The organism is Pseudomonas sp. C1C7 (assembly GCF_013359595.1).
In the GTDB taxonomy this organism is placed as follows: domain Bacteria; phylum Pseudomonadota; class Gammaproteobacteria; order Pseudomonadales; family Pseudomonadaceae; genus Aquipseudomonas.
In genome coordinates this window covers 48,002-74,763 of the sequence record NZ_JABFMP010000028.1, presented here as the reverse complement: position 1 = coordinate 74,763, position 26,762 = coordinate 48,002, and the positions used below count along the sequence as shown (strand labels likewise).

The 26,762-nt window shown below is 58.8% G+C and carries 22 protein-coding genes and 2 pseudogenes; 11 read left to right on the top strand and 13 right to left on the bottom strand.

Going from position 1 to position 26,762, the window contains the following annotated elements; all coding sequences use genetic code 11:
- Positions 1-23: 23 nt before the first annotated feature.
- Positions 24-593 (bottom strand): GNAT family N-acetyltransferase, encoded by a 570-nt coding sequence (locus tag HNO86_RS21440; protein ID WP_175378924.1) that lies wholly within the window; start codon positions 591-593, stop codon positions 24-26.
- Positions 594-1,144: 551 nt separating this feature from the next.
- Between HNO86_RS21440 and HNO86_RS21435 the strand changes: the two genes are divergently transcribed.
- From HNO86_RS21435 to HNO86_RS21425, 3 genes are all read left to right on the top strand, one after another.
- Positions 1,145-1,840 (top strand): hypothetical protein, encoded by a 696-nt coding sequence (locus HNO86_RS21435; RefSeq protein WP_175378923.1) that lies wholly within the window; start codon positions 1,145-1,147, stop codon positions 1,838-1,840.
- A gap of 372 nt (positions 1,841-2,212) precedes the next feature.
- Positions 2,213-3,322 carry an alkene reductase gene (locus HNO86_RS21430; RefSeq protein WP_175378922.1) on the top strand — a complete coding sequence of 370 codons (1,110 nt, stop codon included), beginning with the start codon at positions 2,213-2,215 and terminating at the stop codon, positions 3,320-3,322.
- Positions 3,323-3,397: 75 nt separating this feature from the next.
- On the top strand, positions 3,398-4,048 hold the full coding sequence (locus HNO86_RS21425) for an NAD(P)-dependent oxidoreductase (protein ID WP_175378948.1): 651 nt from the start codon (positions 3,398-3,400) through the stop codon (positions 4,046-4,048).
- Between the two features lie 162 nt (positions 4,049-4,210).
- On the opposite strand, the gene HNO86_RS21420 is transcribed toward HNO86_RS21425, so the two are convergent.
- From HNO86_RS21420 to HNO86_RS21400, 5 genes are all read right to left on the bottom strand, one after another.
- Positions 4,211-4,498: a DUF1330 domain-containing protein gene (locus tag HNO86_RS21420; protein ID WP_175378921.1), complete on the bottom strand. Its 288-nt coding sequence runs from the start codon at positions 4,496-4,498 to the stop codon at positions 4,211-4,213.
- Positions 4,499-4,602: 104 nt separating this feature from the next.
- Entirely contained in the window at positions 4,603-5,418 is an 816-nt protein-coding gene (locus tag HNO86_RS21415) for a thioesterase family protein (protein WP_175378920.1), read from the bottom strand.
- Between the two features lie 209 nt (positions 5,419-5,627).
- Positions 5,628-6,569, bottom strand: coding sequence for an alpha/beta hydrolase (locus tag HNO86_RS21410; protein ID WP_175378919.1), 942 nt, complete (start codon positions 6,567-6,569; stop codon positions 5,628-5,630).
- A gap of 210 nt (positions 6,570-6,779) precedes the next feature.
- Positions 6,780-7,355 (bottom strand): TetR/AcrR family transcriptional regulator, encoded by a 576-nt coding sequence (locus HNO86_RS21405; protein ID WP_175378918.1) that lies wholly within the window; start codon positions 7,353-7,355, stop codon positions 6,780-6,782.
- Between the two features lie 550 nt (positions 7,356-7,905).
- The gene (locus HNO86_RS21400) at positions 7,906-8,244 is read right to left on the bottom strand and encodes a hypothetical protein (RefSeq protein WP_175378917.1); all 339 of its coding nucleotides are present in this window, start codon (positions 8,242-8,244) and stop codon (positions 7,906-7,908) included.
- 594 nt (positions 8,245-8,838) lie between these two features.
- Between HNO86_RS21400 and HNO86_RS21395 the strand changes: the two genes are divergently transcribed.
- Positions 8,839-9,291, top strand: a complete 453-nt coding sequence (locus tag HNO86_RS21395) for an acetyltransferase (protein WP_175378916.1) — start codon at positions 8,839-8,841, stop codon at positions 9,289-9,291.
- Here the strand turns inward: HNO86_RS21395 and HNO86_RS30315 are convergent.
- A pseudogene (locus HNO86_RS30315) lies at positions 9,272-9,433 on the bottom strand (acetoacetate decarboxylase (ADC)); the annotation flags it as partial. The gene HNO86_RS21395 and the pseudogene HNO86_RS30315 sit on opposite strands and share 20 nt — an antisense overlap.
- A gap of 624 nt (positions 9,434-10,057) precedes the next feature.
- Here HNO86_RS30315 and HNO86_RS21385 point away from each other — a divergent pair.
- Together HNO86_RS21385 and HNO86_RS21380 are read left to right on the top strand one after the other, a co-directional pair.
- A complete protein-coding gene (locus HNO86_RS21385; protein ID WP_175378914.1) occupies positions 10,058-11,107 on the top strand; it encodes an NAD(P)-dependent alcohol dehydrogenase in 1,050 nt (349 codons plus the stop codon).
- A gap of 559 nt (positions 11,108-11,666) precedes the next feature.
- A complete protein-coding gene (locus HNO86_RS21380) occupies positions 11,667-12,971 on the top strand; it encodes an OprD family outer membrane porin (RefSeq protein ID WP_175378913.1) in 1,305 nt (434 codons plus the stop codon).
- Positions 12,972-13,590: 619 nt separating this feature from the next.
- Here HNO86_RS21380 and HNO86_RS21375 read toward each other — a convergent pair.
- The 5 genes from HNO86_RS21375 to HNO86_RS21355 form a co-directional block, all read right to left on the bottom strand.
- The gene (locus tag HNO86_RS21375) at positions 13,591-14,067 is read right to left on the bottom strand and encodes an AsnC family transcriptional regulator (RefSeq protein ID WP_175378912.1); all 477 of its coding nucleotides are present in this window, start codon (positions 14,065-14,067) and stop codon (positions 13,591-13,593) included.
- A gap of 20 nt (positions 14,068-14,087) precedes the next feature.
- Positions 14,088-15,389 carry an FAD-binding oxidoreductase gene (locus tag HNO86_RS21370; RefSeq protein ID WP_175378911.1) on the bottom strand — a complete coding sequence of 434 codons (1,302 nt, stop codon included), beginning with the start codon at positions 15,387-15,389 and terminating at the stop codon, positions 14,088-14,090.
- Positions 15,390-15,477: 88 nt separating this feature from the next.
- A complete protein-coding gene (locus HNO86_RS21365) occupies positions 15,478-16,317 on the bottom strand; it encodes a transporter substrate-binding domain-containing protein (protein WP_175378910.1) in 840 nt (279 codons plus the stop codon).
- 69 nt (positions 16,318-16,386) lie between these two features.
- Positions 16,387-17,097 (bottom strand): amino acid ABC transporter ATP-binding protein, encoded by a 711-nt coding sequence (locus HNO86_RS21360; protein WP_256672707.1) that lies wholly within the window; start codon positions 17,095-17,097, stop codon positions 16,387-16,389.
- A 75-nt stretch (positions 17,098-17,172) separates the two neighbouring features.
- Positions 17,173-18,138 carry an amino acid ABC transporter permease gene (locus HNO86_RS21355; RefSeq protein ID WP_175378908.1) on the bottom strand — a complete coding sequence of 322 codons (966 nt, stop codon included), beginning with the start codon at positions 18,136-18,138 and terminating at the stop codon, positions 17,173-17,175.
- Positions 18,139-18,625: 487 nt separating this feature from the next.
- On the opposite strand from HNO86_RS21355, the gene HNO86_RS21350 reads away from it, so the two are divergent.
- Complete coding sequence (locus HNO86_RS21350; protein WP_175378907.1) at positions 18,626-20,485, top strand: ABC transporter ATP-binding protein; 1,860 nt, start codon at positions 18,626-18,628, stop codon at positions 20,483-20,485.
- Positions 20,486-20,668: 183 nt separating this feature from the next.
- Here HNO86_RS21350 and HNO86_RS21345 read toward each other — a convergent pair.
- A pseudogene (locus HNO86_RS21345) lies at positions 20,669-20,989 on the bottom strand (GNAT family N-acetyltransferase); the annotation flags it as partial.
- 111 nt (positions 20,990-21,100) lie between these two features.
- Here HNO86_RS21345 and HNO86_RS21340 point away from each other — a divergent pair.
- From HNO86_RS21340 to HNO86_RS21325, 4 genes are all read left to right on the top strand, one after another.
- Positions 21,101-23,227, top strand: coding sequence for a TonB-dependent siderophore receptor (locus HNO86_RS21340; RefSeq protein ID WP_175378906.1), 2,127 nt, complete (start codon positions 21,101-21,103; stop codon positions 23,225-23,227).
- Between the two features lie 207 nt (positions 23,228-23,434).
- Positions 23,435-23,845, top strand: coding sequence for a hypothetical protein (locus tag HNO86_RS21335; RefSeq protein ID WP_175378905.1), 411 nt, complete (start codon positions 23,435-23,437; stop codon positions 23,843-23,845).
- 173 nt (positions 23,846-24,018) lie between these two features.
- Positions 24,019-25,230 carry a patatin-like phospholipase family protein gene (locus tag HNO86_RS21330; protein WP_175378904.1) on the top strand — a complete coding sequence of 404 codons (1,212 nt, stop codon included), beginning with the start codon at positions 24,019-24,021 and terminating at the stop codon, positions 25,228-25,230.
- Between the two features lie 211 nt (positions 25,231-25,441).
- Complete coding sequence (locus HNO86_RS21325; protein WP_175378903.1) at positions 25,442-26,539, top strand: alkene reductase; 1,098 nt, start codon at positions 25,442-25,444, stop codon at positions 26,537-26,539.
- Positions 26,540-26,762: the final 223 nt, after the last annotated feature.

Sequence of the window (26,762 nt, the reverse complement as noted above, 5' to 3'; positions counted from 1 at the left end):
AAGCCTGTTTCAGGGGAAAGACTCTAAATTTCGGGTTTTGGCTGATTCATGCCATTCGAAAGCCACTCCGTACGTGTCATCTCCCAAACCTCGACCCGCATCAACCCGCAGACAAAATTACCTTCTCGCACACCCACCAACCGCATGCCCTCATGCTCTGAGACCCTGCGGGACGCGTGGTTGGCAACCGCTTTGGGAACCTGCATGACTGGACGCGACAATGTCTCGAACCAATACGCGTTGATGATCCGACATGCTTCACGCATATAGCCTTTTCCCCACCACTGCGGCGCAAGCCAGAAGCCTCTGTTGTTCCCAGGCTGTTCAAACAAACTGATGCTGCCGAGGGTGCATTCGGCATCGTTGCGCATGCGGATCATCCAATGCCATTCGCGACCCGCTGTCATCGCAGGCAGGGCGATATCCCGCACATAGACCAGTGCTCCATCTTCTGGATACGGCCATGGGACGCGGCTATCCAGGTAGCGGACTACCTCCCATTGGGGGAACAGCTCCTGGATGATGGGGGCATCCTCCAGCTGGAGGGGCGTGAGTACAAGACGATCGGTGAAGAGTGTCGGAAGGTGATCCATGGCATACGTCCCTGGGCATCCTTGGAGGGGCATTTGATGATCTGCGATGGACTCGTTTGTGTCGAGCGTTGCCAAAAGATCGCAGCCTGCGGCAGGTCCTACAGGGGACGTGTTCCAATTCAGGAGCTGCTGCGAAATTGCACTTCACTTGACCACCCGTTTGCATTCGACCTGACCAGCACGCTTCGTAGCCAAGATCGGCAAAGAATTGCCCATTGCTGCCGGTGGCGACAGGCAACAACCGGCCAGAAGCGGGCGGTTGACCCAAGTCTGCATCGTTTCCATCGAACGGTTGAACCCGAGCGGAAAACCACATTGCGTCAGCTTCCTCCAAGTCTAACTGTTGCCTGTAAGCAAACGTCGGAAGCGTCCAATCACGACAAAAGTTTGGCATCATATGCCTCCTGCGACGACGACCTATACGGCTATTCAAGGAGGAAACACCTTTGCCGCTGAGACCTTCAATCCCGTTATTCTGTCTCGCACTGTGCACCGCTGCACAGGCCGCGACTACCGCCGAGACCGACGCAGCCTTTCAACACGCGATCCAGATGGCCGAAGCTAATCAGCAATGGATTAATCTGTTAGTCGAGCAGGAGAAAACGGGACGAAGCGATAAACAAAAGCAGACCCAAGCCGTGCTGGAGATGACACAAAACATCCAAACCTATGAGGGGGAACTACGCAAGGCGAGCGCAGGAGGGCATGCAGTAGCCACTTACTTGCTGGCAAATCTGCAAGAAGGTCGTAAAACATTGCCTAATCAGGACTCTGTGTCGAGGCACGCCGAAGCCTGCGCGTTATACCAGAACGCCTCGGATCAGGGCTTAATGGCCGGCGCGGTGATGCTATTGCGTGACTGTGAAAACGCGTCCGAGCGCTTCAAGTTCGATGACCCAGAGCTTCTCCGACTACGGGACCAGCTACTCAAAGCTCTGGAACAGCCCGATCCGTACTCCGACTATTACCCATTGCCAGCGATAAACTCCTTCTGCTTCAAAGAGCAGAAGATGATCGCACGTAACCGTGAGCGTCCGCTGACTGCCCTGATGGATTTCTATGCGCCACTGCCTCTGAGTCTTGAACAGTTTCGTGCAGACGGTTATTACCTGCTTACTTTCAAAGGCGATATTGAGAGTCCGAAAGCGCGGGACCATTTCAAACAGATGCAGGCCCTGACCCCAGACTGCCAGGACCCTATCGGCATCGGGCTCATGTTCAAAGTCATGGACGAGAAGGCACGCTGATCTCATTCATGGCTCAACGCCCGCAGCCCAGTTGCAGGCAGCTGTCATCCATTTTTTGCTTAAGTTGGCCGGCAGCCATGGGTCGTTTTCAGCCGGTCACCACAGGCAGGAAACGGCCAGAAGCGGACAAATGCGAATGCTCGGCAGGCGATCTCAAATTTTCGACCCCGATCGCGCCACTCAACGCGCTTCAAAACACCTACGACGGTGAGCGACAGGCTGGTCCGTTTGTCATCAGGGCATTGACGTAATCAAGATGACCGGTCATCTTATTTTGAGGCACGGTAGACCCATAGGCTTAACAGAGCCTCCGCCCCCTTCTTGGATCTCGCGGCTGTCCGCGCGGTATACGCCTGAATAGAGATATTTCCGATGACTTATCCAACACTCTTTTCACCTATGAAACTTGGCCCATACAAGCTCTCTCACCGAGTAGTTATGGCGCCATTGACCCGCATGCGCGCAGCCGATGGAAACGTCCCTAATGAGCTGGCTCCTGAGTACTACGCACAACGTGCGAGCCAAGGTGGCCTGATCATCTCAGAGGCGACCCAGGTCTCTCCTTATGGCCAAGGCTATCCCTCCACACCTGGCATTCACTCCGCGGAGCAGATTGCTGGTTGGAAGAAAGTGACTGACGCAGTCCATACCAAAGGTGGCCTCATTTTCCTTCAGCTCTGGCACGTTGGACGCTCCTCCCACTCCAGCTTCCAACCTGGTGGAGTACTGCCGGTAGGGCCATCGGCGATCGCTATCACTGATCAGGTTTCTCTGACACCCGAATGGATGACAGTCCCGTACGAGACACCTCGTGCGCTGGAGCTCAACGAAATCCCAGGAATCATCGAGGCCTACCGACAAGGGGCTCGTAATGCGATGGCGGCAGGATTCGATGGCGTGGAGGTGCATGCCGCGAACGGCTATCTACTCCAGCAGTTCCTAGACAGCAAATCTAACCACCGCACCGATATCTACGGTGGCGCTGTAGAAAATAGGGCGCGCCTGCTGCTCGAAGTTACTCAGGCAGTGGTTGATGTATGGGGTGCAGAGCGAGTGGGGGTTCGGCTCATGCCTTTCGGTACATACAACGATGTAGGGGACTCTGACCCGATTGGTCTCTACAGCTACGCCCTGACTCAGTTGGATCGACTCGATATCGCCTACGTCAGCCTGATCGAAGCTCGCAAAGGTAACTCGATGGAGATTGATACCCCGAAAGATATCGGTGCACTTCGCCCCTACTGGCCGAGAACGTTGTTGGTGGCGGGTGGGTTCACGGGGGAATCTGCAGAGCAGGCAATCGTGTCACGCCATGCCGACGCAGTAGCGTTTGGTCGGCAGTTCATCGCTAACCCAGACCTTCCCGTGCGGCTAAAGATGGGGGCACCACTTAACCATTACGACCGCTCAACATTCTATGGCGGTGGTGCAGCTGGGTACGTTGATTACCCTGCGTTGGACGGAGTAGCAACATCCGACTAACGCCCGGGTTCCCTCACTGGTCCGGGGACGTCCTCGGAGCGAATTTATGTCCACTCAACATAGAGATCAATGATCATGAAAGTTGTTGTCTTAGCTGCAACCGGTAAAGCAGGGCGAGCAACCGTCAGCGAGCTGCTCAGCCGTGGCCATGAAGTAACTGCCGTTGCCCGCAGTCCTGAAAAGCTGCCGAGCAGCGTCACCAGTATCGCCGATGATCTAAGCAGCGCCGATAAGCTTGCGAGCATCATCAAAGGTGCAGACGCTGTTGTGAGTGCCTTTGGCCCATCGACGGATGATCCCAGATACTTCTCAGATGTGAGTTACACCGACCAGCTGGTTAGCGTCACCGAACGCGTGATTGAAGCTGTTAGTAAAACTGGAGTACCGCGATTAATAGTCGTTGGTGGCGCTGGCTCGCTATGGCTTTCGCCTGGAGTAACTGTTCTCAATTCGGGCCACTGGCCGGAGCAGTACGTCCCGATCGCCACCTCCCACGTGAAGGCGTTCGCCGCACTCAAAGCCTCGAGCATCAATTGGACCTACTTCAGTCCGCCAATGATGATTGCTCCCGGCATCCGTACTGGGAAATTCCGCCTTGGTGGCGACGATGTCGTTTTCGATGACAAAGGTAAGAACTGGATTTCCTTCGAGGACTACGCCGTGGCTCTGGTGAACGAGCTGGAGAAGCCTGAACACGAGTATGGTCGCTTCACCATCGGTTACTGACCCTCTGCTGGGTACGCTGCTGTGATGCGTACCCAGCACTTACTTCACGAATTGGTCCTGATATCTGGTAAAAGCTTCGCCTCAGGAGCCAACAGACTACCTAGCTGCGGGGGCTGGAATACGATTATCCCGTCAGTGCCGGCCAAGGGTGAGCACAAGACTCTATGCCTCATAAGCCCTCATGGCCATTTCTGCCGCCTGCTCTCGAAGCGGAATAAGTGCTTGATAAGCGGGCGATGAAAACCAGCCATTTAGCGCGGCCAAGCTTGGGAAGCTGATAACGACAATATCGAGATGAGAGTTTTCCCCGGCAAGCGTAGCTACTGGCTTACTCCGCAATAGAACCTCGCCCTGCCAAGGGAGTAAGGTCCCAGAAACCTTGCTTCGGTACTCAGACCAGAGATCATTGTCTTTAACGGAAATGTGTCCGACGACATACGCATTACTCATATGGAGCTTTTCCTTTGAAGAATACGTTCGAGTCACACGCTACAAGGCTGATAATGATATCAGCCTGCTCCCCTGGCTTTCCCCAAATCAATGGATTGCTAGTGTCAATGCAGAGCTGCATTGCCGAAAACTGCGACGTTTTGACGAGCGGAAAGAACTGGCCGGCCATCTGCCGCCCAGATCGTGATCACCTGCGTCGTAAAACCATTGCTTGCACTCTCTGCAACAGACCGGACCAGCCACCAACCCTCTTCGGTCTCGCACGACTCATCCAGCACGTCGACGGACCAAGTGACAGTGCTGATAGGGACAGGCTCCCGGAACATGACGAAAATGGCTGGAGGAAGTGCATCTGCCATCGCCAGCAGCCCCACCAAATTGGTTTCTGTTGCGAGATCCCTGTGGCGCAACCACACCAGCATTTCAGGCAGTTCATCAGCAGTACACGGTCTAGCTCCAGAGACGAGGCGACCTTCGAAGTGCTGCATGAAGTTAGGACGGTTCAGCCAGCTGAAATAAGCTGGGTAAGTGTCCGGATGGGAAACCTCTGGAGCGGGAATGCTGCAGTAGTCGTACCCTGAAACTCTCGCAGTTCCAAAGCAGAAACTTGCTTGAGCGGCTGTGCCCATTTCCCCGACCACGGTAGCTTGGGTGAACGCCGTTGACTTCCCTTGGCGAGACACTTCCGCAGAAACACCCAACTCGCCAACAGCAGGGCCAAGAAAAGAGAAATGCGCAGACCGCAGAGGGGGCAGCAATGGAAACGAGCGAATGGTTGCTTCAAGACAAAGCGCTGCGGATAGCCCCCCATAGGCGGTTCTCCCCTGGAGCCAATCAAGCGGCAGATCAATGGTGTATTTGTCGCCTTGCTTTGTGAGATTACAAATAAGGCTCGAAAAACCAGTTAAAGACTCAGGCATACCTCAACACTCCTTGATCTCACGAACACTTTGAAAAATCGGGAGCTCTTCGCTCAGCAAAGGCGGAGAAGGCTTCTATAGCCTCCTCGCTTCTCAAACGCTCTGCGAACACGACTCCTTCGGCTTGCATCCGCGCAGTGATGGACTCCGGGTCACGCATCAACCTCTTGGTTGCGACCAATGCACCAATTGGCTTCTGCGCCAAAACCTTAAACTTTGTGCAGGAGCTCCCCGAAGCGAGAGCTGGTCTTGTCGATGATGGCTTGGGCAGCCGGCGACCAGCGCCCCATATCGAAGAAACCGTGGACCATGCCAGCACCACGGACGACATCTACCTCGACACCTGCTGACTGAAGTCGCTCTGCGTAGACTTCAGCTTCATCGCGCAGCGGGTCGTACTCGGCAGTCACGATGACCGCCGGCGGGAGGTTAGCGAAGCTGGCAGCGTTGATGGGAGTAAGGCGAGGGTCTTTGAATTCACGCCACTCCCCGACGTACTGGGCGAAGAACCAGTTCAGCGTGTCTTGCTCCAAGAAATACCCTTTCGCATTTTCCGTTCTCGACGGATAGTCCCCATCCACATCATCTATACCGGGGTAGATGAGGAACTGGGCGGTCAGGTTGATACCTTCAGCGGCAAGCTGTTGAGCCACCACTGTAGCTAGGTTGGCACCGGCACTGTCTCCGGCTACGCCAATAGCGCTCGAACCACCAAACTGTGCAATGTGCTGGATCACCCACTTAGTGGCCGCGAGGGTGTCATCAACGGCTGCGGGGAACGGGCTTTCAGGGGAAAGGCGGTAGTCCACCGAGACCACCACGCTGTCGCTGGACTTGCAGATGTCACGGCACATGTTGTCGTGGGTATCGAGTCCACCCAGTACGAAACCGCCGCCGTGGAAGAACACCACTGTGGGCTTGGGGCCGCTACCTTTCGGACGATACACACGTGCCTTGAGCTTTCCGCCGCCGCCTTGGACTTCGGTGTCTTCAACGCTGCCGACAGGGACAATTTGTTCTTGAGTGCGAGTGCCAAAAGTCAGCGCGTAGTAACCGCCTCGGCTTTCTTTCAGCGTGATTTCATGAGGAGGCTTCCGGCCAGCGGCAGCGAGGGATTGCAAAACTTTTCCGAGATGTGGATCGAGAGCCATGCTTGTCTCCTTATTGTTTTTCAGTCGCCAAGTTGTTTATCACAGCAAGGCAACGCTTTTTTGATGGAACGTTGATTGTTTGTTTCCCGCGCCTCCAAGCCGCTTGGCGCAGACCTGTACAGTTCCTGCTTTGCTTCACTTTGGTCTGGCCATAAGTAATCAATATGACCGGTCATCTTGGTTGATGTGAAATAAAAAGGCCGAGCTTTTTCAAGTGAAAAAGCTGGCGAAAACTACGTGCTCGAACTGATCCAGGGCCGATCGAGTTTGCTCAACCTTGGCCCGAAGGACTGTGCCTTCCCATGCGCTCACCAGGAAGTCGGCGATGGCATCTGCGGAAAGGTCGGGCCGGACTTTCCCTGCTGCTTTCGCATCGTCAATGCAGGTCACCAAGGTTCGGCTCCACATGGTGTAAATCGATGCCAAGCGGCCCCGGATTTCCTCATTCTTTGCCATCTCGGAGCTGAAATTCCCGATCAGGCAGCCTTTGCGAAACTCTTGAAGTATCACTGCATCGGACAGAGCCTTGAAATGCTTCCGGAGGCGCTCGACTGGGTCGACCGCGGCGTCACTGAGCATCGCGCGGCGCTCGGCTCCGCTCTCCCAAAAGCGCTCAAGCACAAGGAGAGCAAGGGCCTCTTTACTCTCGAAGTGGTTGTAGAACGATCCCTTGGGAACGCCTGCTGCCTGGGTTATATCCTGTACTGCACATCCGTTGAAGCCGCTCAGCTGCAAGGTCTGGAGACCAGCGTCAATCAGTTGCTCGCGTACGTTATGTCTTGCCATGTTCAAACTCCTGCTGCTGAATTAATAATATGACTGGTCATCTTAAAGTCAAGCCACGCCTGTCTGGTCGTGCTACGCCTTGAGTTCTGCCGGCTTGTCTCTGCCTATGAAATTGCTCTCGCAGGAGACAACTAGCGATGCGCAATCCTTTGTCCGCTAACGACCCAAAGCGGTCGTAATGCAGTTTCCGAATCAGGGCTTGAATGGATCGATCCAGCCGGGCCGAAGTCCTGCCTCGTATTCTTTGCGTACGTAGGCGAGCGACTCTGAGCATCCCATTTCCGCCTCTATAGCGCCTATGCATCCCCAGCAATCTCCACCGGTATTGCCTGATAGCGGATCTTCCGGATTGTCGAGTAGGCGTCCACAGATCGTGCAGTATTGCGGCTTTTTGCTGCTTGTCATAATACGCTTCCGATACGTTCCGTCTTGACCGCTCGCTGCCTGCCTTGGGGACAGCTATCGACCCAAAGCGGTCGTACACGAAGGCTCAGCTACAAAGCGGGTAAATGCGGTTTAGTGGACGAGATTCAGTGCGTTGTTGGCCCGCTCACCACAGCAATGCTTCAACTTCATCATATTTCTCTGCCACTTTAAGGAAGGGGGCCGCCCAACCACTGCTGAGGCTGACTTCTTGCAGTGGACCGGTTGGAGCAAACAGAACAGCAAATTTTATCCTTTCGGGTAACACGCCAGATTTCAGGGTGCTGACCAAACCTAGCAATTCTCTCTTTGCCTGTTCTTCGTCCTCCCAACTCGACCAGCAGAAGTCATTGTCCGGAAGAGAAATCAGCTCAATGGCTGCTTCAAGAACATGGATGAGACTTTCGATAGGGAAGTCATGATTTAACACTCCGTGAATCAGCTGCTTTGCACGATCCAAATTCATAGGGTCACGGACTCTTCCTGTTCGTGGCGGTTAAAACAGCATTGAGGCTAGCGCGTACAGGGATGGGGAAACAAGGGAAAAGACCCTATTTCCGAACGTCTGCTCCTGGCCGATTCTGTTGAAAAAGTCGGATGCGGTTTTCACAGCAGAAAAGTACGCGCCTGAGATTGAAATCTGAGTTTTGGGCAGAAGGTTCAGGGCTCAAATTTCAAGCAGCAGCGTACAAAAGAGGTGTTTTTGCACATCAATATTCGAGCGACTTGGATATACCGACTTTTTCAACAGAATCGGCCGTTCTCCGCCGGTCATGACCACGAAGCGTGATGGTCAAATCCAATGCAAATGGCTGGTCAGGTCGAATGCAAATCGGTGGTCAAGTCCGTGCAATTACCCAGGTGCCGCGTAAATCTGTCAATTGGTATATACATATCGAAAACCTATCAGTATCGTTCCGCCTCCCTCCTTTGCGGCCACCTCTGCCGTGAACCGCCCAGGCGTTAATTCGCGAAGCGGTCATACACGTTGCCGATGCTTATACGGTCGCCATTCACTGGCGTGCCTCATTTGCGATATCAAGTACAAAAGGATGATTCCATGATCATTCGTCAGGCTACCAACGCCGACCATCCGCTACTGCTCGACATTTGGCTGCGCTCCGTTCGCGCCACTCACCACTTCCTGCAAGAATCCGATATCACGGCACTACTTGCGCAGCTGCGAGACATCTACCTGCCCGCTGTCGAGTTATGGGTTGCAGTCGATGCGCAAGACCGCCCGCTGGGTTTCATCGGGCTCAACGAAAAACACGTGGAGATGCTCTTCATCGAGCCGGATTTACGAGGGAAGGGTATTGGGCGCGCATTGCTGGATCACGCTCGCCGTTCTCGCAATGAGATCAGCGTTGACGTGAATGAGCAGAATCCGGAAGCGGTAGGTTTTTACCTGCATTACGGGTTTGTTCAGACAGGTCGTTCTCCACTGGACGGCGAGGGCCGACCGTTTCCCTTGCTGCACTTGAGGTTGCCCAGCTGCCGTCACCCAGCGTGAGCGTGGCCGAATCCGCGTTCCGGCTGGAGCCATGGCTGAATTGGCGGGACACGGCGTAGCCGTAGGCCAGATGGCCCTGGTGATCGAGATTGGTGAAGTTGCTGGTGACGAAATCGACATCCCTGGACACGTCATCGAGTTTTGTTTCAATCGGTCTTTCTCCAGTGAGTACGCTGCCGGCATGGAGCAGGTCAGCGCATGCTCACCTTATACCTCGCTTTAAGGTCAATCCCTGTTGTTGCAGAAAAATCCGCTGGCAGTTCAGCACTGCTGATGGTTGGTTGGGCAGGGGCTGAGCGATGAGGCCAGTACATCAAACCGCCACAAATCCCTGTAGCAGCTGGCGAAGCCTGCGTCCGGCTGCGAAGCAGTCGCAAAACCTGAGTGCGAGGTCTGCCTGAAACACCGCGTCGGCTGATTCTACGACTGCTTCGCAGCCGGACGCAGGCTTCGCCAGCTGCTACAGGATTGATGGTGAATGGGGCGGCCTCTTCGCGGGCAAGCCTCGCTCCTACGTCAATGTCACAGCCAAACCTGCAGGAGCAAGGCTTGCCCGCGAAGGTGTCAGGTCGGTCGACATCTGTTTCGCCTGACTCTCACGCAGGCTTCGTCAGCCGCTACGTTCTTCAGGCAACAGTTCCGTCAGGTGCTGTTTGGTAATGTTCCCCTGCATCTCCACAGGATCAGGCAAGTATTCGACCGGATTGAGCTACGGCAGAAGCGAATGGATCGGGACAATGTATTGAACTGATACAGGAGAACCTCCATGCAAGTTTTCGCTTATGGCGCCCACGCGGCCGATAAACCACTTGAACCCCTGCGCATCACTCGTCGCTCGCCCGGCGCGGAAGATGTGCAGATCGAGATCGCGTATTGCGGTATCTGTCACTCGGACCTGCATCAGGTTCGCTCCGAGTGGGAAGGCACCCAGTATCCCTGTGTGCCGGGCCACGAGATCGTTGGTCGTGTTACCGCAACAGGCGCGAACGTCACCGGTTTTTCGGTGGGTGATCTGGTCGGCGTCGGTTGCATCGTCGACAGCTGCAAGCATTGCGAGGAATGCGACGCGGGGCTGGAAAACTACTGCGACGGCATGATCGGTACCTACAACTTTCCGACCCCGGATGCCCCAGGCTGGACCCTTGGTGGATACTCGCAATCGATCGTGGTGAATCAGCGCTACGCGCTTCGTATTCGCCACCCCGAGGACCAGCTGGCTGCCGTGGCGCCACTGCTCTGCGCGGGTATCACCACCTGGTCGCCATTGCGGCATTGGAGCGCGGGCCCCGGCAAGAAAGTGGGCGTTGTCGGCATCGGTGGCCTGGGGCATATGGGCATCAAACTCGCCCATGCGCTGGGCGCCCATGTGGTGGCCTTTACCACCTCCGAGTCCAAGCGTGAGGCCGCAAGGGCCTTGGGCGCCGATGAAGTGGTGGTGTCCAGCGATGCACAGCAGATGGCTGCGCACCTGAAGAGCTTCGATCTGATCATCAACACGGTCGCCGCCCCCCACGACCTGGACGCCTTTCTGGTCCTGCTCAAACGCGACGGCGCCATGACACTGGTCGGTGCTCCGGCATCGCCGCACGCAGCGCCCAACGTGTTCAACCTGATCATGAAGCGACGCACGCTCGCCGGCTCAATGATTGGTGGCATCCCGGAAACCCAGGAGATGCTCGATTTCTGCGCCGAGCATGGCATCGTTTCGGACATCGAGCTGATACGCGCAGAGCACATCAACGAAGCCTACGAGCGGATGCTCAAGGGTGACGTCAAATACCGCTTCGTCATCGACAACGCGACGCTGGCGCAGTGAAGAACGGCGCGTCCGGGCAATCGCTCGGACGCGCACAGGTTTTCCTGATGTTTGCCGTGCTTTTCCTCGCTGGATGCGCCGACCAGAAGTTCAAGGCTGAATACCGTACCCGGATCCATACGGTGAAAATTCTCCCGGTTGTCTGCAAGCCCAAGGAAATGACTTACATCGGGCGTGAGCAAGCGTGGGGCGCTGCATTGGGGGGCCGGTCTCGGCGCCGGAGTGATGGGTGCTACAGGATTGATGGTGAATGCGCCGGCCTCTTCGCGGGCAAGCCTTGCTCCTACGCCAATGTCATACCCAAACCTGTAGGAGCACGGCTTGCCCGCGAAGGCGTCAGGTCTGGCGACATCTGCTTCGCCTGACACCCCGATACCAACTTCGTAAAACCGAGTACGCGTTCCATTACCTGCATCCCTTGCAAGCGCCTATCTCGCGGCCCCCAGCCCCTGTTCCACAGGATGAAACCTGATTGAATTGCCTCCTGACATGACCCGTTGGAATCTAGGTGCCGCCACCAAAGGGGCACCATTCTAATAACCCGAAAAAGGGACAGGTCATGTTGATTACTCGTAGCGCTCTGGCTGGTTTGGCATGCGGCATGCTCGTCACTGGCGTGCAGGCTGGCGGTTTTATCGAAGACAGCAAGACCTCGCTGCGCTATAGCCAGTACTACTGGAACGAAAACGACGGCGATGGCGTCGGCCCTGTCCGTGACGAGTGGGTCCAGGGTGCGCAGTTCACCTTCAGGTCGGGCTGGTACAACGACATGCTGGGCGTTGATTACAGCTACGGCCTGGCCAACGATCTGAACATCGGTCAGAACTCCACCAGCATCACCAACCTGGAAGCGCGCCAGTCGATCACCGATCCCCATGGCATCGCCAAACCCCTGGAGGCGTACCTTCGAGGCAAGTTTGCCGCGGGAGCGGGTGAGTTGAATGTCGGTGCCGGCAAGAAGATTCGCCGCTATGGACAATACCGCGATGACGTCACGCGCATTCTTCCTGCTGCGACCGTAGGCTACGACCTCGGCTACCGCCTGGGCACGTTCGAGGCACGTGTCAGCCGGATCAACGAATTCAGCCCCCGACAGGAAAATGGCTGGGGCAACGCCCTGACGAACTTCAGTGGGGAAAAGATCAAGGACCTGCGTTTGTACGCACTGTCCTGGAAAGCGCCCGAAGGCACCACCTTGCGCACCGAATACGCCGAATCGACGGATTACCTGCGCGAAGCGCTGCTCAAAGCCGAGCACAGTTTCGATCTGGGCCAGGCTCGCGGCATCGATGTGTACGCCACCACCGGGACCCAGCAGGATGCGGGCAAGCTGTTCGATTATGGCGGTGTGAAAGGTTTGTACGAACCGGAGCAATCCCACGATGCGCGCTTCATGGACTTGTCGATCAAATATCGCACGGGGCCCTATTACGCCGGCTTCGCGTACAACAAGGTCTGGGGCGATGACTTTGACCGGCTGTTCTTCTCGCAGGACCACGGCACCTGGGACAGCAGCGCCAAGGACTTCTACTACTTCGGTCTGAAGAACGAGGAGATGTTCAAACTCAGCGCCGGCGTGAACTTCGCGCCCCTTGGCTTACCGGGATTGGTGCTGGATACCTACTACGCGAAGTCGACCCATGCCGCCGGTTACGATGATTTTTCCCGGTACGATTTCCAGACAGTTCTGCAGTACGCCTTCCAGGGTTCGCTGAAAGGACTCAGCGCAGTCTGGTTGCACGATGAATTCAAGACCGAAGGTACACCAGATGGTGTTTCGCGGTTTGTTGCGAGTCGTGGACCGGCAGGCATCATTACCCATAACGCCGATCGGTTTTACTTCAGCTACACCTACGATTTCTGAGCCAGCCCCTGTAGGAGCGAGCTTGCTCGAGATGGACGTAAACGAACTGATGCGCAGGGCATGACAGAGCCGCGTCGCCCGTTCATCCATCCGAATGCACCCGCCGGCTGCATGGGCCTCCAACCCATAAGACCGGATTGCCCGGAATCTCATTGGCGAGGTGGTTATGTCTACAGACTCGAGTTTCGAAGACCAGACGCAAGACTCCGATCCATCAAAACCCGAGCCTGACTCGGACGAACCGCTGCTGGACCCGGATGATCCCGACAAGTACGACCCGTTGAAAAATCCCGCGGCTGAACGTCCCGATGATTGCAACCCTCCCGGGGAGAGGGTGACGCCGGAGGCGGATGAGCAGACGCCATTGTCAGACGACAGGCGATAGATCCCTACCACAACCGTAGGAGCGAGGCTTGCCCGCGAAGGCGGAGTGTCAAACGACATCCATGTTGAATGTGCTGGCCTCTTCGCGGGCAAGCCCGCTCCCACAGGTTATTGTGTCGATCATAAAGTCTGTAAACACCACTATCCACTGTGGGAGCGGGCTTGCCCGCGAAGGCGGAGTGTCAGGCGAAGCAAGTGTCGACTGGCCTGACGCCTTCGCGGGCAAGCCTCGCTCCTACAGCGTCAACTTTCGGCTGAACTTGGTTTCCATCACGATGTGCGAAGCGGTATGCGCCACGCCCTTGATCATGTTGATCCGGGTGAGTTCGGCATTGAGTTCGCTCAAGGTGGTGGTGACGAGGTGGATGATGAAGTCCGACTCGCCCGAGACCGCGTACACCGCCTGCACGGCGTCCATCTTGCGCAGTGAGGTCATGACGTCGGTGTAGCTCTTGTTGGTGCAGGAGGTCATGGTGAAGCAGTTGATGGTCTGCTGGAGGCGGTCCTGGTCGATGCGCACGCTGTAGCCGGTGATGACGCCGGCCTTTTCCAGGCGGGTGATGCGCTCTTGCACCGCGGAGCGCGATACGCCGAGTTTGCGGGCCAGTGAGGCCGTGGGTTCCCGGGCGTTGGCCTGAAGCAGGCCAAGCAGGTGCCGATCCTTGTCGGTCAGGTTGAACAGTGGACCGGCACTCTGCACATCCGTGGACACTTGCTTGACCTCGCTGGGTTTCAGTTTTTCTGGGTCGCTCTGAATTGCGAGCGGGTTTCCTGGAATATATCCATCATCTTCAGGCCCGCGTAAACCGTTTGTGCGGCCGCCGGGCCCAGCGGACCGCCGTTCCACTCAAGCCCATAGGCATCGAATAGCCGGTAGCGATCGGTCTCGCCGCTGATGGCTTCGGCGATGACGCGCGCGCCGATAGGGGCGGTGTTCATACCATGGCCACCAAAGGATGTACACGTCCACAGGCCTTTGCCCAGCGGGCCGATGTGCGGCATTTTGTGCCGCGCATAGCCCATCAGTCCGGACCACGCCTTGTCGATCCTGACGCCGCGCAATTGCGGGTAGACATCGAGAATGTCGGCGGTCAGCAATTGCCCCAGGCGTTTTTCATCCTGCAGGTTGCGGGTGGTGATGCGGCCGCCCCAGAGCAGGCGGTCGCCGTCGACGATCCGGTAATAGTCCGACGCCCGGCGGTTATCACCCACGGCATCGGTGGTACGCATCACCTGAGGCAGGCGCTCGCCCAGAGGTTCGGTGAGCACCACATAGGTCGCGATCGGCAGGAAGGCGCGACGCAGCTTGCCGAACTCGGGGCCGCCGTAGCCGCCGCAGCAATACACCACATGGGCGCAGTCGACCGAGCCTTGCTCGGTGATCACCCGATGGCGCCCGCGCTCGCTCTCGACCCGCAGCATGGGTGAATGCTCGTGGATCCGGCCACCCTTGAGTTCGATCAGGCGGGCCAGGCCCAGGCAGTAGTTCAAGGGATGAAAGTGAAAGCCATGGGTATCGCGAAGCGCCTGGAAATAGCGCTCGGTCCTGAGTTTTTCCTGCACCGCCTGGCGGTCCAGGTATTGGAGGTGGAAGTCGAAATCGGCGGCCATTTTGTCCCGCGTGCGTTGCAGGTTATCGCCATCCTCGTAGCGCACCACGCTGAGTTTTCCAGGGGTCGGCGCGCAGCCCGGCAACTGATGCTGGGCGATCATGTCGCGAACGGTGTCGACGCCTTCCAGTGACAGCTTGAACAGCGACGCGGCGGTTGCCTTGCCGCAGCGCCGTTCGATGGACGACAAGCCCTCGGACCAGCCCTGCAGGACAAAACCGCCGTTGCGCCCCGACGCGCCCCAGGCCACGCGACCGGCGTCGAGCAGCACTACCGATTGCCCTCGCGACAGCAGTTCCCAGGCGGTGCTGAGCCCCGCCAGCCCGGCGCCGACGATGCACACATCGGCCTGCGCCTGCCCCAGCAGCGCCGTGCGCGGGGGGGCGTTTTGCATCGTCGCGGTGTAGTAATTGTTGATGTACATGAAGTCCGTCGTCCTTTCTTCGGGCACAGGCAAGCCGTGCGCCGCGTTGGAAACGGGCGCCCGGTCATGCACGAGAGTCAGTTCACTGTTATTGCACGGCGGTCAGGTCCGCGCCGTACCATTTCTGCGACAGTTGCTTGAGGGTGCCGTCGGTTTTCATGTCGGCGACGATCTTGCTCAGCTCGCTGTTGAAGGCCTCGTCACCTTTGTCGACGGCAATGGCCAGGGGTTCGTAGTAGGCCGGTTTGCCTTCCACCTGCGCGATCGGGTAGCCGTTCTTGATAGCCGCGACGATGGTCGGCAGCGCGGACAGGGTGGCGTTAAGTCTCACGCCGTTACCCATGCGCAGGTCATCCAGCGGGCCCATGCTGTCGCCGTAGGTCTGGACTTCGCCGGGGGTGACGTCGTAGGTGAAGGGCGGCACATCGGCGGCGTCGATCTTGAGCCGGCGATTGATGTAGTCCTCGGAAGTGGTGCCGGCTTCGACGCCGATCACCTTGCCGTTGAGGTCCCCAGGCTTGGCCCCGGCGGCATCCTTGTGCACCGCGAACACATAGGGGGTGTAGTAATAGATCGCCGGGAAGTCCAGGACCCGGCCGCGCTCGGTGGTCGGGGTCATCGAGCCGACGGAAAGGTCCCAGCGATTCGACCAGCGCCCGGCGGTGATGATCCCGTATTCAGGCGTCACGAAGGTCACCTTGCTGCCCAGGCGCTTGCCGATTTCGGTGGCCACGTCGATGTCGAAACCTTGCAGCTGATTGTCCGGGCCGAGGAACGACTGGGGTGGCCAGTTGGCGGCGGTCGCGACCTTGATGGTCTTGGTTTCGTGCACGCGGTCCAGGGTCGCGCCGGCCCAGGCGGCGCTGGCCGTGGCGGTGACGGCGGTGGCGACAGCGGCTACGGCAAAGAAGCGAGAAAGCGAGATCATGAGTAAGCCTCCAGTTGCATGGGTGCAGGTTTGTTGTTGTTTTTGTCGATGACTCGGTGACGATGCTTCTCAGTGGCTGAGAATCTGCGATAGAAACTCCCGGGCGCGTTCGTGCCGCGGGTTATCAAAAAACTCGTTGGGCCTGGCCTGTTCGATGATGCTGCCCTGGTCCATGAAAATGATCCGGTCGGCGACCCGTCGGGCGAAGCCCATTTCGTGGGTCACGCAGACCATGGTGATGCCTTCCTGGGCCAGTTCGCCCATCACGTCCAGCACTTCCTTGACCATCTCCGGATCGAGCGCCGAGGTGGGTTCGTCGAACAGCATGATGCGCGGACGCATGCACAGGGCGCGGGCGATTGCCACGCGTTGCTGCTGGCCGCCGGAGAGCTGGCCGGGGTACTTGTCCGCCTGGTTGCCGATGCGCACGCGGTCGAGGTATTCGCGGGCCAGATCGCGGGCCTGGCTCTCGCTGAGCTTGCTCACCAGACGCGGCCCGAGCATCAGGTTCTCCAGCACCGTCATGTGCGGGAACAGGTTGAACTGCTGGAACACCATGCCCACCTGACGCCGGATGCCGGCCACGCAGGCGGCGTCGCGGGTCAGTTCGGTGCCATCGATGAACACGCGGCCTTTCTGGAAGTCTTCCAGCAGATTCAGGCAGCGGATCAGCGTGGATTTGCCGGAACCGGAAGGACCGCAGACCACGACGATTTCGCCGCTGGCGATGTGCAGGTCGATGCCCTTGAGCACGTGAAAATCGCCATACCATTTGTGCATGTCGTGGATCGAAACGGCAGGGCACGGGGCAGGGGCTTTTGACATTGACGACGGATTCATCCTGATGCTCCTGACTCAGCGGTGGGCGCGGTTGAAGTGCTTTTCCAGACGGGACTGCACGGTTTCCAGCACGATCGACAGCAGCCAATAGAGCACGGCGGCAGTGATCAGCATTTCCAGGTGGCGGAACTCGGCCCGGCCTTGGGTGCGCGCCAGGAACATCAACTCCCAGACGCCGATCACCGACACCAGCGAACTGTCCTTGAGCATCGAGATGAACTGGTTGCCGGTAGGCGGAATGATCAGTCGCATCGACTGCGGCAGGATCACCCGGGTCATGGTCTGGAACGGGGTGAGGCCAATAGCCCGCGAGGCCTCCCACTGTCCCCGGGAGATGCTGCTGATGCCGGCACGGAAGATCTCTGTCATGTAGGCGCCGTAGCACAGCGACAGCGCCAGGATCCCCGCCGGAACCGCCCCGACCACGTAGCCGAGCTGCGGAATGCCCAGGTAGATGAGGTAGATCTGGATCAGCAGCGGCACACCGCGGAAGAACGAGGTGTAGAAGCTGGCAATCGCAATGGCGAAACCGTTGGAGGACAAGCGTGCCGTCGCGCCGAGCAAGGCCAGGACGAAGGCGATGGCAATGGAAATCGCCGACACGTAGACCGTGGTGAACACCCCTTGGGTGATCATGTAGCCAACTTTGGTGGCGATGAAGCTGTAGGACAGATTGAAGGTGTCGAAGAACAGCAGGAACAGCGCCAGCAGTTCGCACCAGACCGTGATGATCTGGGTGCGCAAGGGGAATCGGCCCAGGATGAACAGGTTCAGGATGACCGTGAGGGTGAAGGTGCCGCCGACGGCGATGTCCCGGGCGAGGGGGGCTTGCAGGTCCAGCACGATGGGACCCATCAACTGGGAAAGCCGACCCTGGCCCACTCCGCACCAGAGCGTGACGATGAAAATCACCGCCGCGAGCGCACCCATGAACAGGGCGTTGTCGGTCATGCGGGACTTGACGATATGGTCTCGATACATGGCTTGCATGCCTCTGGGGGAGAGCCCCTTTATTGTTGTGGGTCCATTATGAGTGGGCAAAATGCCGGGCGGGACCCGGCGAAATGCCGGGTTTTGTGGTTTTTCCGGGCATTTGAACGGGCTGGATCCCTACAAATGAGAAGAGAGGGCTGTCGAATGGCATTTCCCAAAAACCGCAGGAGCGAGGCTTGCCCGCGAAGGCGGTGTGTCAAACGACATCTGTGTTGAATGTGCCGGCCTCTTCGCGGGCAAGCCACGCTCCCACAGGGTTTTGTGTCGATCACAGGACCTGTAAACACCACCATCCACTGTGGAAGCGGGCTTGTCCGCGAAAGCGGAGTATCAGGCGAAGCGAGTGTCGGCTGACCTGACGCCTTCGCGGGCAAGCCTCGCTCCTACAGGGGGCGGGCGAACCCTTGGCCTGCAAAACCCTCAAAACCTCCGTTAGATGGCAGAATCTGCGCTCTTGACCATTAAGGAGGCCACAATGCTTCGTGTGTTTGAACGAAGGCTCGACCCTTTTCCGCCCGATGAGCTACCCCCGCCACCCGTTGGCCTGGGGCGGTTTTTGTGGGCCTGCACCCGGGGGGCGCGGGGTTACATTCTGCTGTTTGCGCTGCTCAGTGCCAGCGTGTCGATTTACGAAGCCTGGCTGTTTTCCTTCCTCGGGCAGGTCGTGGACCTGCTCTCGACCTGGCAGGCCGGCGGTGATGCGCAAGGGCAGGAGCGTCGCGTGCTGTGGGGGATCGGCATTGTGCTGGTCACCAGCATTGGCCTGGTGGCGCTGCGCACCATGGTTCAGCACCAGATTCTGGCGATCAATCTGCCGCTGCGTCTGCGCTGGGATTTCCATCGCCTGATGCTGCGCCAAAGCCTTTCTTTCTTTTCCGATGAGTTCTCCGGCCGGGTCACGACCAAGGTGATGCAGACGGCGCTGGCCGTTCGCGAAGTGCTGTTCACCGTGATCGAAATCGCACCCGGGATCGGCGTTTATTTCATTGCAATCATTGCCCTGGCCGGCGGCTTCGCCCTGAAGCTGATGCTGCCGTTCATCATCTGGGTCGCGCTGTTCGGGCTGGCCATGCTGTATTTCGTGCCGCGCCTGGGGCAGGTCGGGCAGGAGCAGGCTCACGCACGGTCTTCGATGACCGGGCGCGTTTCGGATGCCTACACCAACATCACCACGGTGAAACTGTTCTCGCACTCCAAGCGTGAGGCGCATTTCGCCCGTGCGGCGATGGAGGATTTCAAGCAGACCGGCTTTCGCCAGATGCGCCTGGTCAGCCAGTTCGAAATAGTCAATCAGGCGCTGGTGGTCGGGCTGATCATTGGCGCCGGCGGTTATGCGCTGTGGCTGTGGCATCAGGGCGAGGTCGGCACCGGAGCGGTGGCGGCGATCACGGCCATGGCGCTGCGTATCAATGGCATGTCGCACTGGATCATGTGGCAGATGACCTCGCTGTTCGAGAGCATCGGCACCGTGCAGGACGGCATGGTGACCCTGACCCAAGGCCCCAAGGTGCAGGACGCGCCTAACGCGGGTGTGTTGGTGCCTGTGGGCGGCGCGGTGAGCTTCGACAACGTGCGCTTCAACTACAACGGTGAACGCCAGGTGCTCGATGGCCTGAGCCTGAACATCCGTCCGGGGGAGAAGATCGGGCTGGTGGGGCGTTCCGGGGCCGGCAAGTCGACGCTGATCAATCTGCTGCTGCGCTTCTACGACGTGGACAGCGGCGAGATTCGCATCGATGGGCAGAACATCGCTCAGGTCACCCAGGACAGCCTGCGCAGCGCCATTGGCATGGTCACTCAGGATACGTCGCTGCTGCACCGATCCATCCGCGACAACATCGCCTATGGCCGTCCGGATGCGACCGACGAGCAGATCCGCCGAGCCGCCGCCAACGCCCAGGCCGACGGTTTCATCAGCCAACTGCGGGACCCGCAGGGGCATTGCGGCTACGACACATTGGTGGGGGAACGCGGCATCAAGCTGTCGGGTGGTCAGCGCCAACGTATCGCCATTGCTCGGGTGATGCTCAAGAACGCGCCGATCCTGTTGCTCGACGAGGCCACCAGTGCGCTGGATTCGGAGGTCGAAGTCGCGATTCAGGAAAGCCTCGATGAAATGATGCAGGGCAAGACCGTCATCGCCATTGCTCACCGGCTGTCGACCATCGCCGCCATGGATCGTCTGATCGTCATGGATGAAGGCCGCATCATCGAACAGGGCACCCATGCCGAACTGCTCAAGAAGAACGGCACCTATGCGCGGCTGTGGCAGCACCAGAGCGGTGGGTTCCTGGGGGAGGATGAAGGGCTGGAGGAGGCAATGGATCGGGCCTGATTTGGGGCCATGTACAAATCCACTGTGGCAGCGGGCAAGCCACGCTCCCACAGGGTTTTTGTGTCGTTCACATATCCAGCGATCACCTTGAGATCCCGTAGGAGCGAGGCTTGCCCGCGAAGAGGCCGGCACATCCAGCATCAATGTTGACTGACCTGACGCCTTCGCGGGCAAGCCTCGCTCCTACAAAGCGCGCATCCAGGTTTCGCTGACGAGGTCTTTGCCGAAGCTGTGCATCGGTTCTTCTTCGATCAACTGGAAACCCGCCTTCTGGTACAGCCGGCGGGCGTCGAACAGGATGCTGGTGGTCCAGAGCATCATCTTTTCGTAGCCGGCCTGACGGGCGAAGGCGATGCATTCCTCGATCAGCCGGTTGCCGATGCCCAGGCCTCTGGCTGACGCGTCCACGTACAACATCCGCAGCTTGGCGGTCTTTTCGTCGTGCCGGACGACGAAGATCGAGCCGACGACCTCGCCGTCCTTTTCCGCGATCCAGCAGCGCTCGCAAATACAAATGAGAATTTCTATCAAAATTTAATATCTTGGTATACCATGCGCGGCGATTTTTTTGGCACGTATGCCTTTCCTTTTGGCCGTTTACGCAGGGTTCTAAAGATGCGTCGTAGTGTGGTGTCGATTTGTGTGCTTCAGGCGTTGTCCACTTCCTCCTGGGCGGAGGAGGTAGCAACCGATAAATCCAGCCTGGAACTGCAGGCGACGGACATCGTCGGCACGGCAGACTTCGAAACCGCCTTGGGCCCCGTTGATGGCTACCGCGCGACCCGTTCTGCGAGCGCGACCCGCACCGACACCTCGATTCACGAAACGCCGCAGTCCATCACCGTAGTGCCCAAGGATGTGGTCGAGGACATCAGCGCCACCCGATTGCAGGACGCCCTCGATTACGCCGGCGGTGTGGGGCGGGCCAACAATTTCGGTGGCCAAGGGCTCACCACCTTTACCGTTCGCGGCTTCACCACCGGTGAGTTCTATCGCAACGGCTTCCCGATCAACCGCGGCTATCCGAACATGCCGGATGCCAACACCATCGAGCGCCTCGAAGTGCTGCGCGGGCCGGCGACCATGCTCTATGGTCGTGGCGACCCGGGCGGTACCTTCAACGTCATCTCCAGGCAACCGCTGGCGAAACCCACGGTGACGCTGGGCAGCCAGCTCGACGATCAGGGCATGCAACGCGGCACCCTGGATGCCAGCGGCCCGCTGGACGAAGACGGCCGCCTGGCCTATCGCCTGAATGTGGTGGGCGAGGGCGGCGATACCTTCCGCGATCATGTCGAAACCGAGCGCTACGGCATCACGCCGGTGCTGAGCTGGCAGGCCACCGAGGACACCAAGGTGATCTTCGAGGGCGATTTCATGCGCAACAATCACCCGCTGGATCGCGGCCTGACTCGATACCCCAACCAGATCGGCACCGCGTCTCGCGACACCTTCTGGGGCGAAAAAGACGTCGGCAAATTGCACAACGACAACAACATGGCCCAGCTGCGTTTCGAGCATTTCCTCAGTGACAACTGGACCCTGGGCGGTGGCTTCCAGTGGCTCGACGGCACGCTGCAGGGCAATGCCGTCGAAGGTAACGGAGTCGCCGCGGACGGCCGTACCCTGGGCCGCAATTTCAACTACCGCAAGCTGGAATGGACGGACAAGGACACCCAGCTCAACCTCACCGGCCATTTCTCCGCGGGCGGTTTCGATCACACCCTGCTGACCGGCGTCGAGTACGAGGATTACGACTACAAGTCGATCATCCAGCGTTCCAGCGGCGCGGTGAGTGCCTACCCGATCGACATCTTCGATCCGGTGTACGGCCAGCCGCGTCCGGCCCTGACCCGCACGCCGACCGACGACAAGGAAAACCTCAAGACCTACGCCGCCTTCATCCAGGATCAGGTCGAATTGACCGAGCGCCTGAAACTGTTGGCGGGTGCCCGTTTCGAGCGTTTCGAACATGACTACGAAACCTTCGTCCCGGGCGGTAGAAGCTGGCAGGCCAGTGACAATGCGGTGACCCCGCGCCTTGGCCTCACCTATGACCTGACCGACACCGTGGCGGTCTACGCCGATACGGCCCGCTCGTTCAAGCCCAACACCGGCGCCAGCCGCGAGGGTGGCGGGTTCGAGCCGGAGAAGGGCAAGTCCTGGGAGTTGGGCATCAAGTGGGAAGCGCTGGACAGCCAGCTCAGCGTCGACGCGGCGATCTACCAGATCGAAAAGCGTAACGTGCTGACCACCGATCCCGTGGACTCGACCTTCAGCGTCGCAGCCGGTGAAGTGCGCAGCCGTGGCTTGGACCTCAACGTCGCCGGCAACCTGACACCGCAGTGGCGAGTGATTGGTGGCTACGCCTACGTCGATGCCGAGGTGACCAAGGACAACGTCATCAAGTCCGGCACGCGCCTGATGAACATCCCGCAGAACAGCTTCAGCCTGCTCAACGTCTACGAGTTTCAGGACGGCGCTTTCAAAGGGCTGGGACTGGGGGCAGGCGTGAAATACGTCGACGAACGTGCGGGGCAGACCGCCAATACGGCGTTTTCGATGGGCAGTTACACCGTTGTCGATCTGCTGAGTTACTACAAGGTCAACGAGAAGGTCCGGCTGAACCTGGATGTGAAGAACCTGGGTGACGAGGATTACGAGGAGGGCGCGTTCGGCAACGTCTACGCCTATCCGGGGGCGCCGAGGACCGTGCAGGTGGGGATTTCCTACACCCTCTGAAATGCCCCCGCAAAACCTGTAGCAGCCGGACGCAGGCTGCGCCAGCTGCTACTGGGGTCGTGCTTTGTTCAAGAGTGCCAGACTGGCTATTTCAGACTAAGTTTCCCCCGCAAAAAGATATTTTAAAACGCGCTAAAACCTCGAACTTTTCCTTGTTTATCAGTCTATGGGGATAGGCACATAGTCAATCAGAGGTTGTCTGCGATCATGAAATTCCTTGACCCACGGATGGTGCTCCTCGGCCTGTTCGCGTTTGCGGCGGTGGGCACGGCATCGGCAACACAGATGAAGACTTCAACGCCAGGTTCCGCAGCCAGCGCCGCGACTGAAATCACGGTCGCCAACGCTGCCGAGAATCCTTGGCCAACCCTGGCAAGCACGGCCGACACACAGCCGGGCCCAATGCTCGCCCATGACGATGGCTACTGGCGTGACGGCCGTTGGCACGATAACCGTCGCGACTGGCGCCGGGACGACTGGCGCAGGGAGCAGTGGCGTCGCGACCAGTGGCGTCGGGAGCAGGCTCGCCGGGAAGAGGAGCGGCGCCGTTACTGGGATCGCCACAATGACCGGGCGCACCATCGCTACGAGGCCGATCATCGCTACTACCGCCGCTAGGGTGATGCACTCGCCGAGTCGCCTCACCGAGTTTTTTTATCCGCCAAACGAGCGCAGAATGGGCAATCTGGCGCTCGAGTGAAATGCCGCCGCCGGCTGGCGCGCAGTCATCCTGAGCCTTTTTCTGGTAGACCGGCGCGCTTGCTGTCGACTGCAGGGGCGGAGGAGGCGTCTTGAAACCATTCCCGCTCAGGCCTGGCGCCTCGACTCTGGACATGTTTCTTCAGGCGTGCTTGCCACGCCGCGACGCTGTTCCGCCAGCCCTGACGGAAAGGGCCATCATCCCGGGCATTCCCAATGCCCGCTTCAGACTGGATCGCGACGTCACACCCTTCATTCAGGACGCGGTTCGGGCCAACAAACGTGAAGCCGATGTGCTCGCCGAAGCCGGCAAGCCGGTCGATGTTCTGCCGCTGGCCAACATGCTCGCCGTTTCGGGCGGCGGCGATGCAGGCGCATTCGCAGCCGGGCTCATTGCCGGATGGACCACCCACGGCACCCGCCCCATGTTCAAGGTCGTCACCGGCATCAGCGCCGGCGCCTTGGTGGCCCCGTTCGCTTTCCTGGGGCCCCAATACGATGGCGTGATTCGCTACGTCACCAACGCCATCGGGCCCAAGGACATCTTCCATTCCAGAAGCCTGCTGACCCGACTTGCCAGCGACGGCATCGCGGATAGCAAACCCCTGTCGCGGCTCATCGCCAAATACGTCACTGAAGAAATTCTGGCGCAGATCGCTGCCGAATACGCCAAGGGCAGAATCCTGCTGATCGGCACCACGGACCTCGACTCCGGGCGACCCGTCACCTGGAACATGGGCGCCATCGCCGAAAGCCGGGCACCGGGCGCGCTGGAGCTGTTTCGCAACATCATGATCGCCTCGATGAGCATCCCCGGCGCCGTCTCCCCGGTGATGATCGATGTCGAAGTCGACGGCCAGCAGTTTCATGAAATGCACGTGGACGGCGGGGTGATCACTCAAGTGTTTCTGTACCCGCCGAGCCTTTTGGTAGGTTTGAACAGAGACCCCGGAGCGCCGGTGCGACTCGAACGCAATTTCTATGTGATCCGCAACGGCACGCTGGAGCCGCAATGGTCCGGCACCAAACGCCGGACCTTGAGCATCGGCGGCCGCGCCATCAGCGCACTGATCCAGACCCAGGGCATCAGCGACCTGGAGCGAATCTACCGAATGGCGCAGCAGGATGGCGCGGACTTCAACCTGGCGTACATCGGCGCCGATTTCGACGTGACGCATCTGCAGAAATTCGATGGCGAGTACATGAAGCGCCTGTTCGACTATGCCTTTGTGCTCAGCGCGAAGGGCTATCCGTGGCACAAGACGCCGGATTCGGAGAAGGCCAGGTTGCGAATCAATCCCTGATGGCATTCGGTCAGGCGCATCGTGCGCAACATTGCTGCTCGCCATTGATCCGCTTTCAGCTCCTGCAACTGGCTCTTGATGTGGATTTCCACTAAACCCAAGCAGATGTGTAATCGGTTTTTGGAGCCGTCGGTCGCCAGAGCTTTCGCAGGCGACCGAGAGAGAGCAGACCATGCACAGTCCGTAACCCGAAAATCCGGAGTCAGAATCCATGTCCGAAAACCAACAATCCGATCTCTTCTCACCGCTGTCGATCGGCGCCATCCAGGTGGCCAACCGGGTCGCCATGGCGCCGCTGACACGCTCGCGGGCGACGATGGACGGCGTGCATACGCCGCTGGCGATTGAGTATTACCGACAGCGGGCGAGCGCCGGTCTGATCATCTCGGAAGCCACCAACATCTCCCGACAGGGCCGTGGCTATGCCTTTACGCCGAGCATCTATACCCCCGAGCACGTGGCCGCCTGGCGGCGTGTCACCGATGCGGTGCATGAGGCGGGTGGCAAGATCGTCTGTCAACTGTGGCATGTGGGGCGGATGTCCCATGTGAGTCTGCAGGAGAATGGCGCCGCTCCGGTGGCCCCTTCGGCTATCCAGGCGGGGGAGGTGGTGTTTCTCGAATCTCAGACCCTGGACACGCCGTCCATGCCTCGCGCGCTGCGCACCGAGGAGATTGCGCTGATTCTTGAGGATTACAAGAACGCCGCACGCTGCGCCAAGGATGCCGGATTCGATGGCGTCGAGGTGCATGCGGCCAACTGTTATCTGCTCGAGCAATTCATTCGCGACAGCACCAATCAGCGCACCGACCAGTTCGGCGGCTCGGTGGAAAACCGCATTCGCTTCCCTCTGGAAGTGGTGCGGGCCGTCGCGCAGATCTGGGGTGCGGACCGGGTGGGCGTGAGGCTGTCGCCCATCACCCGTGCGGTCGGCGACACGCCGCTGGACAGCAATCCGCAGGCGACCTATGGCTACTTTGTCGAGCAGCTTGGAAAACTGGGACTGGCTTACCTTCACTGCGTCGAAGGCCAGACCCAAGGCGAAAACGAGGCCAGCGGCTTCGACTTCAAGGCGCTGCATGAAACCTACGGCGGTCGCTACATCGCCAACAACAGCTACGACCGCCAAATGGCCCTGGACGCCGTTGCCTCGGGTCATGCCGACATGGTGGCGTTCGGGCGGCCGTTCATCAGCAATCCGGATCTGGTGCAAAGGCTACGGCTGAACAAACCGCTGGCGGAGCCGGATCGCAATACCTTCTATGGCGGTGGTGCAGAGGGTTACACCGACTACCCGACGTCGTCCTGAAAACTTGCTCGCTCCCACAGTTGACCGCGATTCCCTGCAGGAGCTGCCGAAGGCTGCCATCTTTTGATTTTGTTTTTTAAGGTCAAGATCAAAAGATCGCAGCCTTCGGCAGCTCCTACAGTGATTTGGGTTGGCAACCACAGAACGGGCATTCGCGGGAATAATCGGTCATGCTTTGTCGACCCCCAACGCTTCTCATCCAGTACTGATGGATGTCATCCCA

What these genes read in the sequence shown, in the direction of transcription:
- HNO86_RS21425 (WP_175378948.1), top strand. Translation starts at nt 3,398, where the DNA reads ATGAAAGTTGTTGTCTTAGCTGCAACCGGTAAAGCAGGGCGAGCAACC.
- HNO86_RS21435 (WP_175378923.1), top strand. Translation starts at nt 1,145, where the DNA reads ATGGCCGAAGCTAATCAGCAATGGATTAATCTGTTAGTCGAGCAGGAG.
- HNO86_RS21355 (WP_175378908.1), bottom strand. Translation starts at nt 18,138, where the DNA reads ATGTATCGAGACCATATCGTCAAGTCCCGCATGACCGACAACGCCCTG.
- HNO86_RS21385 (WP_175378914.1), top strand. Translation starts at nt 10,058, where the DNA reads ATGCAAGTTTTCGCTTATGGCGCCCACGCGGCCGATAAACCACTTGAA.
- HNO86_RS21430 (WP_175378922.1), top strand. Translation starts at nt 2,213, where the DNA reads ATGACTTATCCAACACTCTTTTCACCTATGAAACTTGGCCCATACAAG.
- HNO86_RS21340 (WP_175378906.1), top strand. Translation starts at nt 21,101, where the DNA reads ATGCGTCGTAGTGTGGTGTCGATTTGTGTGCTTCAGGCGTTGTCCACT.
- HNO86_RS21415 (WP_175378920.1), bottom strand. Translation starts at nt 5,418, where the DNA reads ATGCCTGAGTCTTTAACTGGTTTTTCGAGCCTTATTTGTAATCTCACA.
- HNO86_RS21370 (WP_175378911.1), bottom strand. Translation starts at nt 15,389, where the DNA reads ATGTACATCAACAATTACTACACCGCGACGATGCAAAACGCCCCCCCG.
- HNO86_RS21400 (WP_175378917.1), bottom strand. Translation starts at nt 8,244, where the DNA reads ATGAATTTGGATCGTGCAAAGCAGCTGATTCACGGAGTGTTAAATCAT.
- HNO86_RS21440 (WP_175378924.1), bottom strand. Translation starts at nt 593, where the DNA reads ATGGATCACCTTCCGACACTCTTCACCGATCGTCTTGTACTCACGCCC.
- HNO86_RS21325 (WP_175378903.1), top strand. Translation starts at nt 25,442, where the DNA reads ATGTCCGAAAACCAACAATCCGATCTCTTCTCACCGCTGTCGATCGGC.
- HNO86_RS21335 (WP_175378905.1), top strand. Translation starts at nt 23,435, where the DNA reads ATGAAATTCCTTGACCCACGGATGGTGCTCCTCGGCCTGTTCGCGTTT.
- HNO86_RS21405 (WP_175378918.1), bottom strand. Translation starts at nt 7,355, where the DNA reads ATGGCAAGACATAACGTACGCGAGCAACTGATTGACGCTGGTCTCCAG.
- HNO86_RS21410 (WP_175378919.1), bottom strand. Translation starts at nt 6,569, where the DNA reads ATGGCTCTCGATCCACATCTCGGAAAAGTTTTGCAATCCCTCGCTGCC.
- HNO86_RS21380 (WP_175378913.1), top strand. Translation starts at nt 11,667, where the DNA reads ATGTTGATTACTCGTAGCGCTCTGGCTGGTTTGGCATGCGGCATGCTC.
- HNO86_RS21350 (WP_175378907.1), top strand. Translation starts at nt 18,626, where the DNA reads ATGCTTCGTGTGTTTGAACGAAGGCTCGACCCTTTTCCGCCCGATGAG.
- HNO86_RS21360 (WP_256672707.1), bottom strand. Translation starts at nt 17,097, where the DNA reads ATGCACAAATGGTATGGCGATTTTCACGTGCTCAAGGGCATCGACCTG.
- HNO86_RS21420 (WP_175378921.1), bottom strand. Translation starts at nt 4,498, where the DNA reads ATGAGTAATGCGTATGTCGTCGGACACATTTCCGTTAAAGACAATGAT.
- HNO86_RS21395 (WP_175378916.1), top strand. Translation starts at nt 8,839, where the DNA reads ATGATCATTCGTCAGGCTACCAACGCCGACCATCCGCTACTGCTCGAC.
- HNO86_RS21365 (WP_175378910.1), bottom strand. Translation starts at nt 16,317, where the DNA reads ATGATCTCGCTTTCTCGCTTCTTTGCCGTAGCCGCTGTCGCCACCGCC.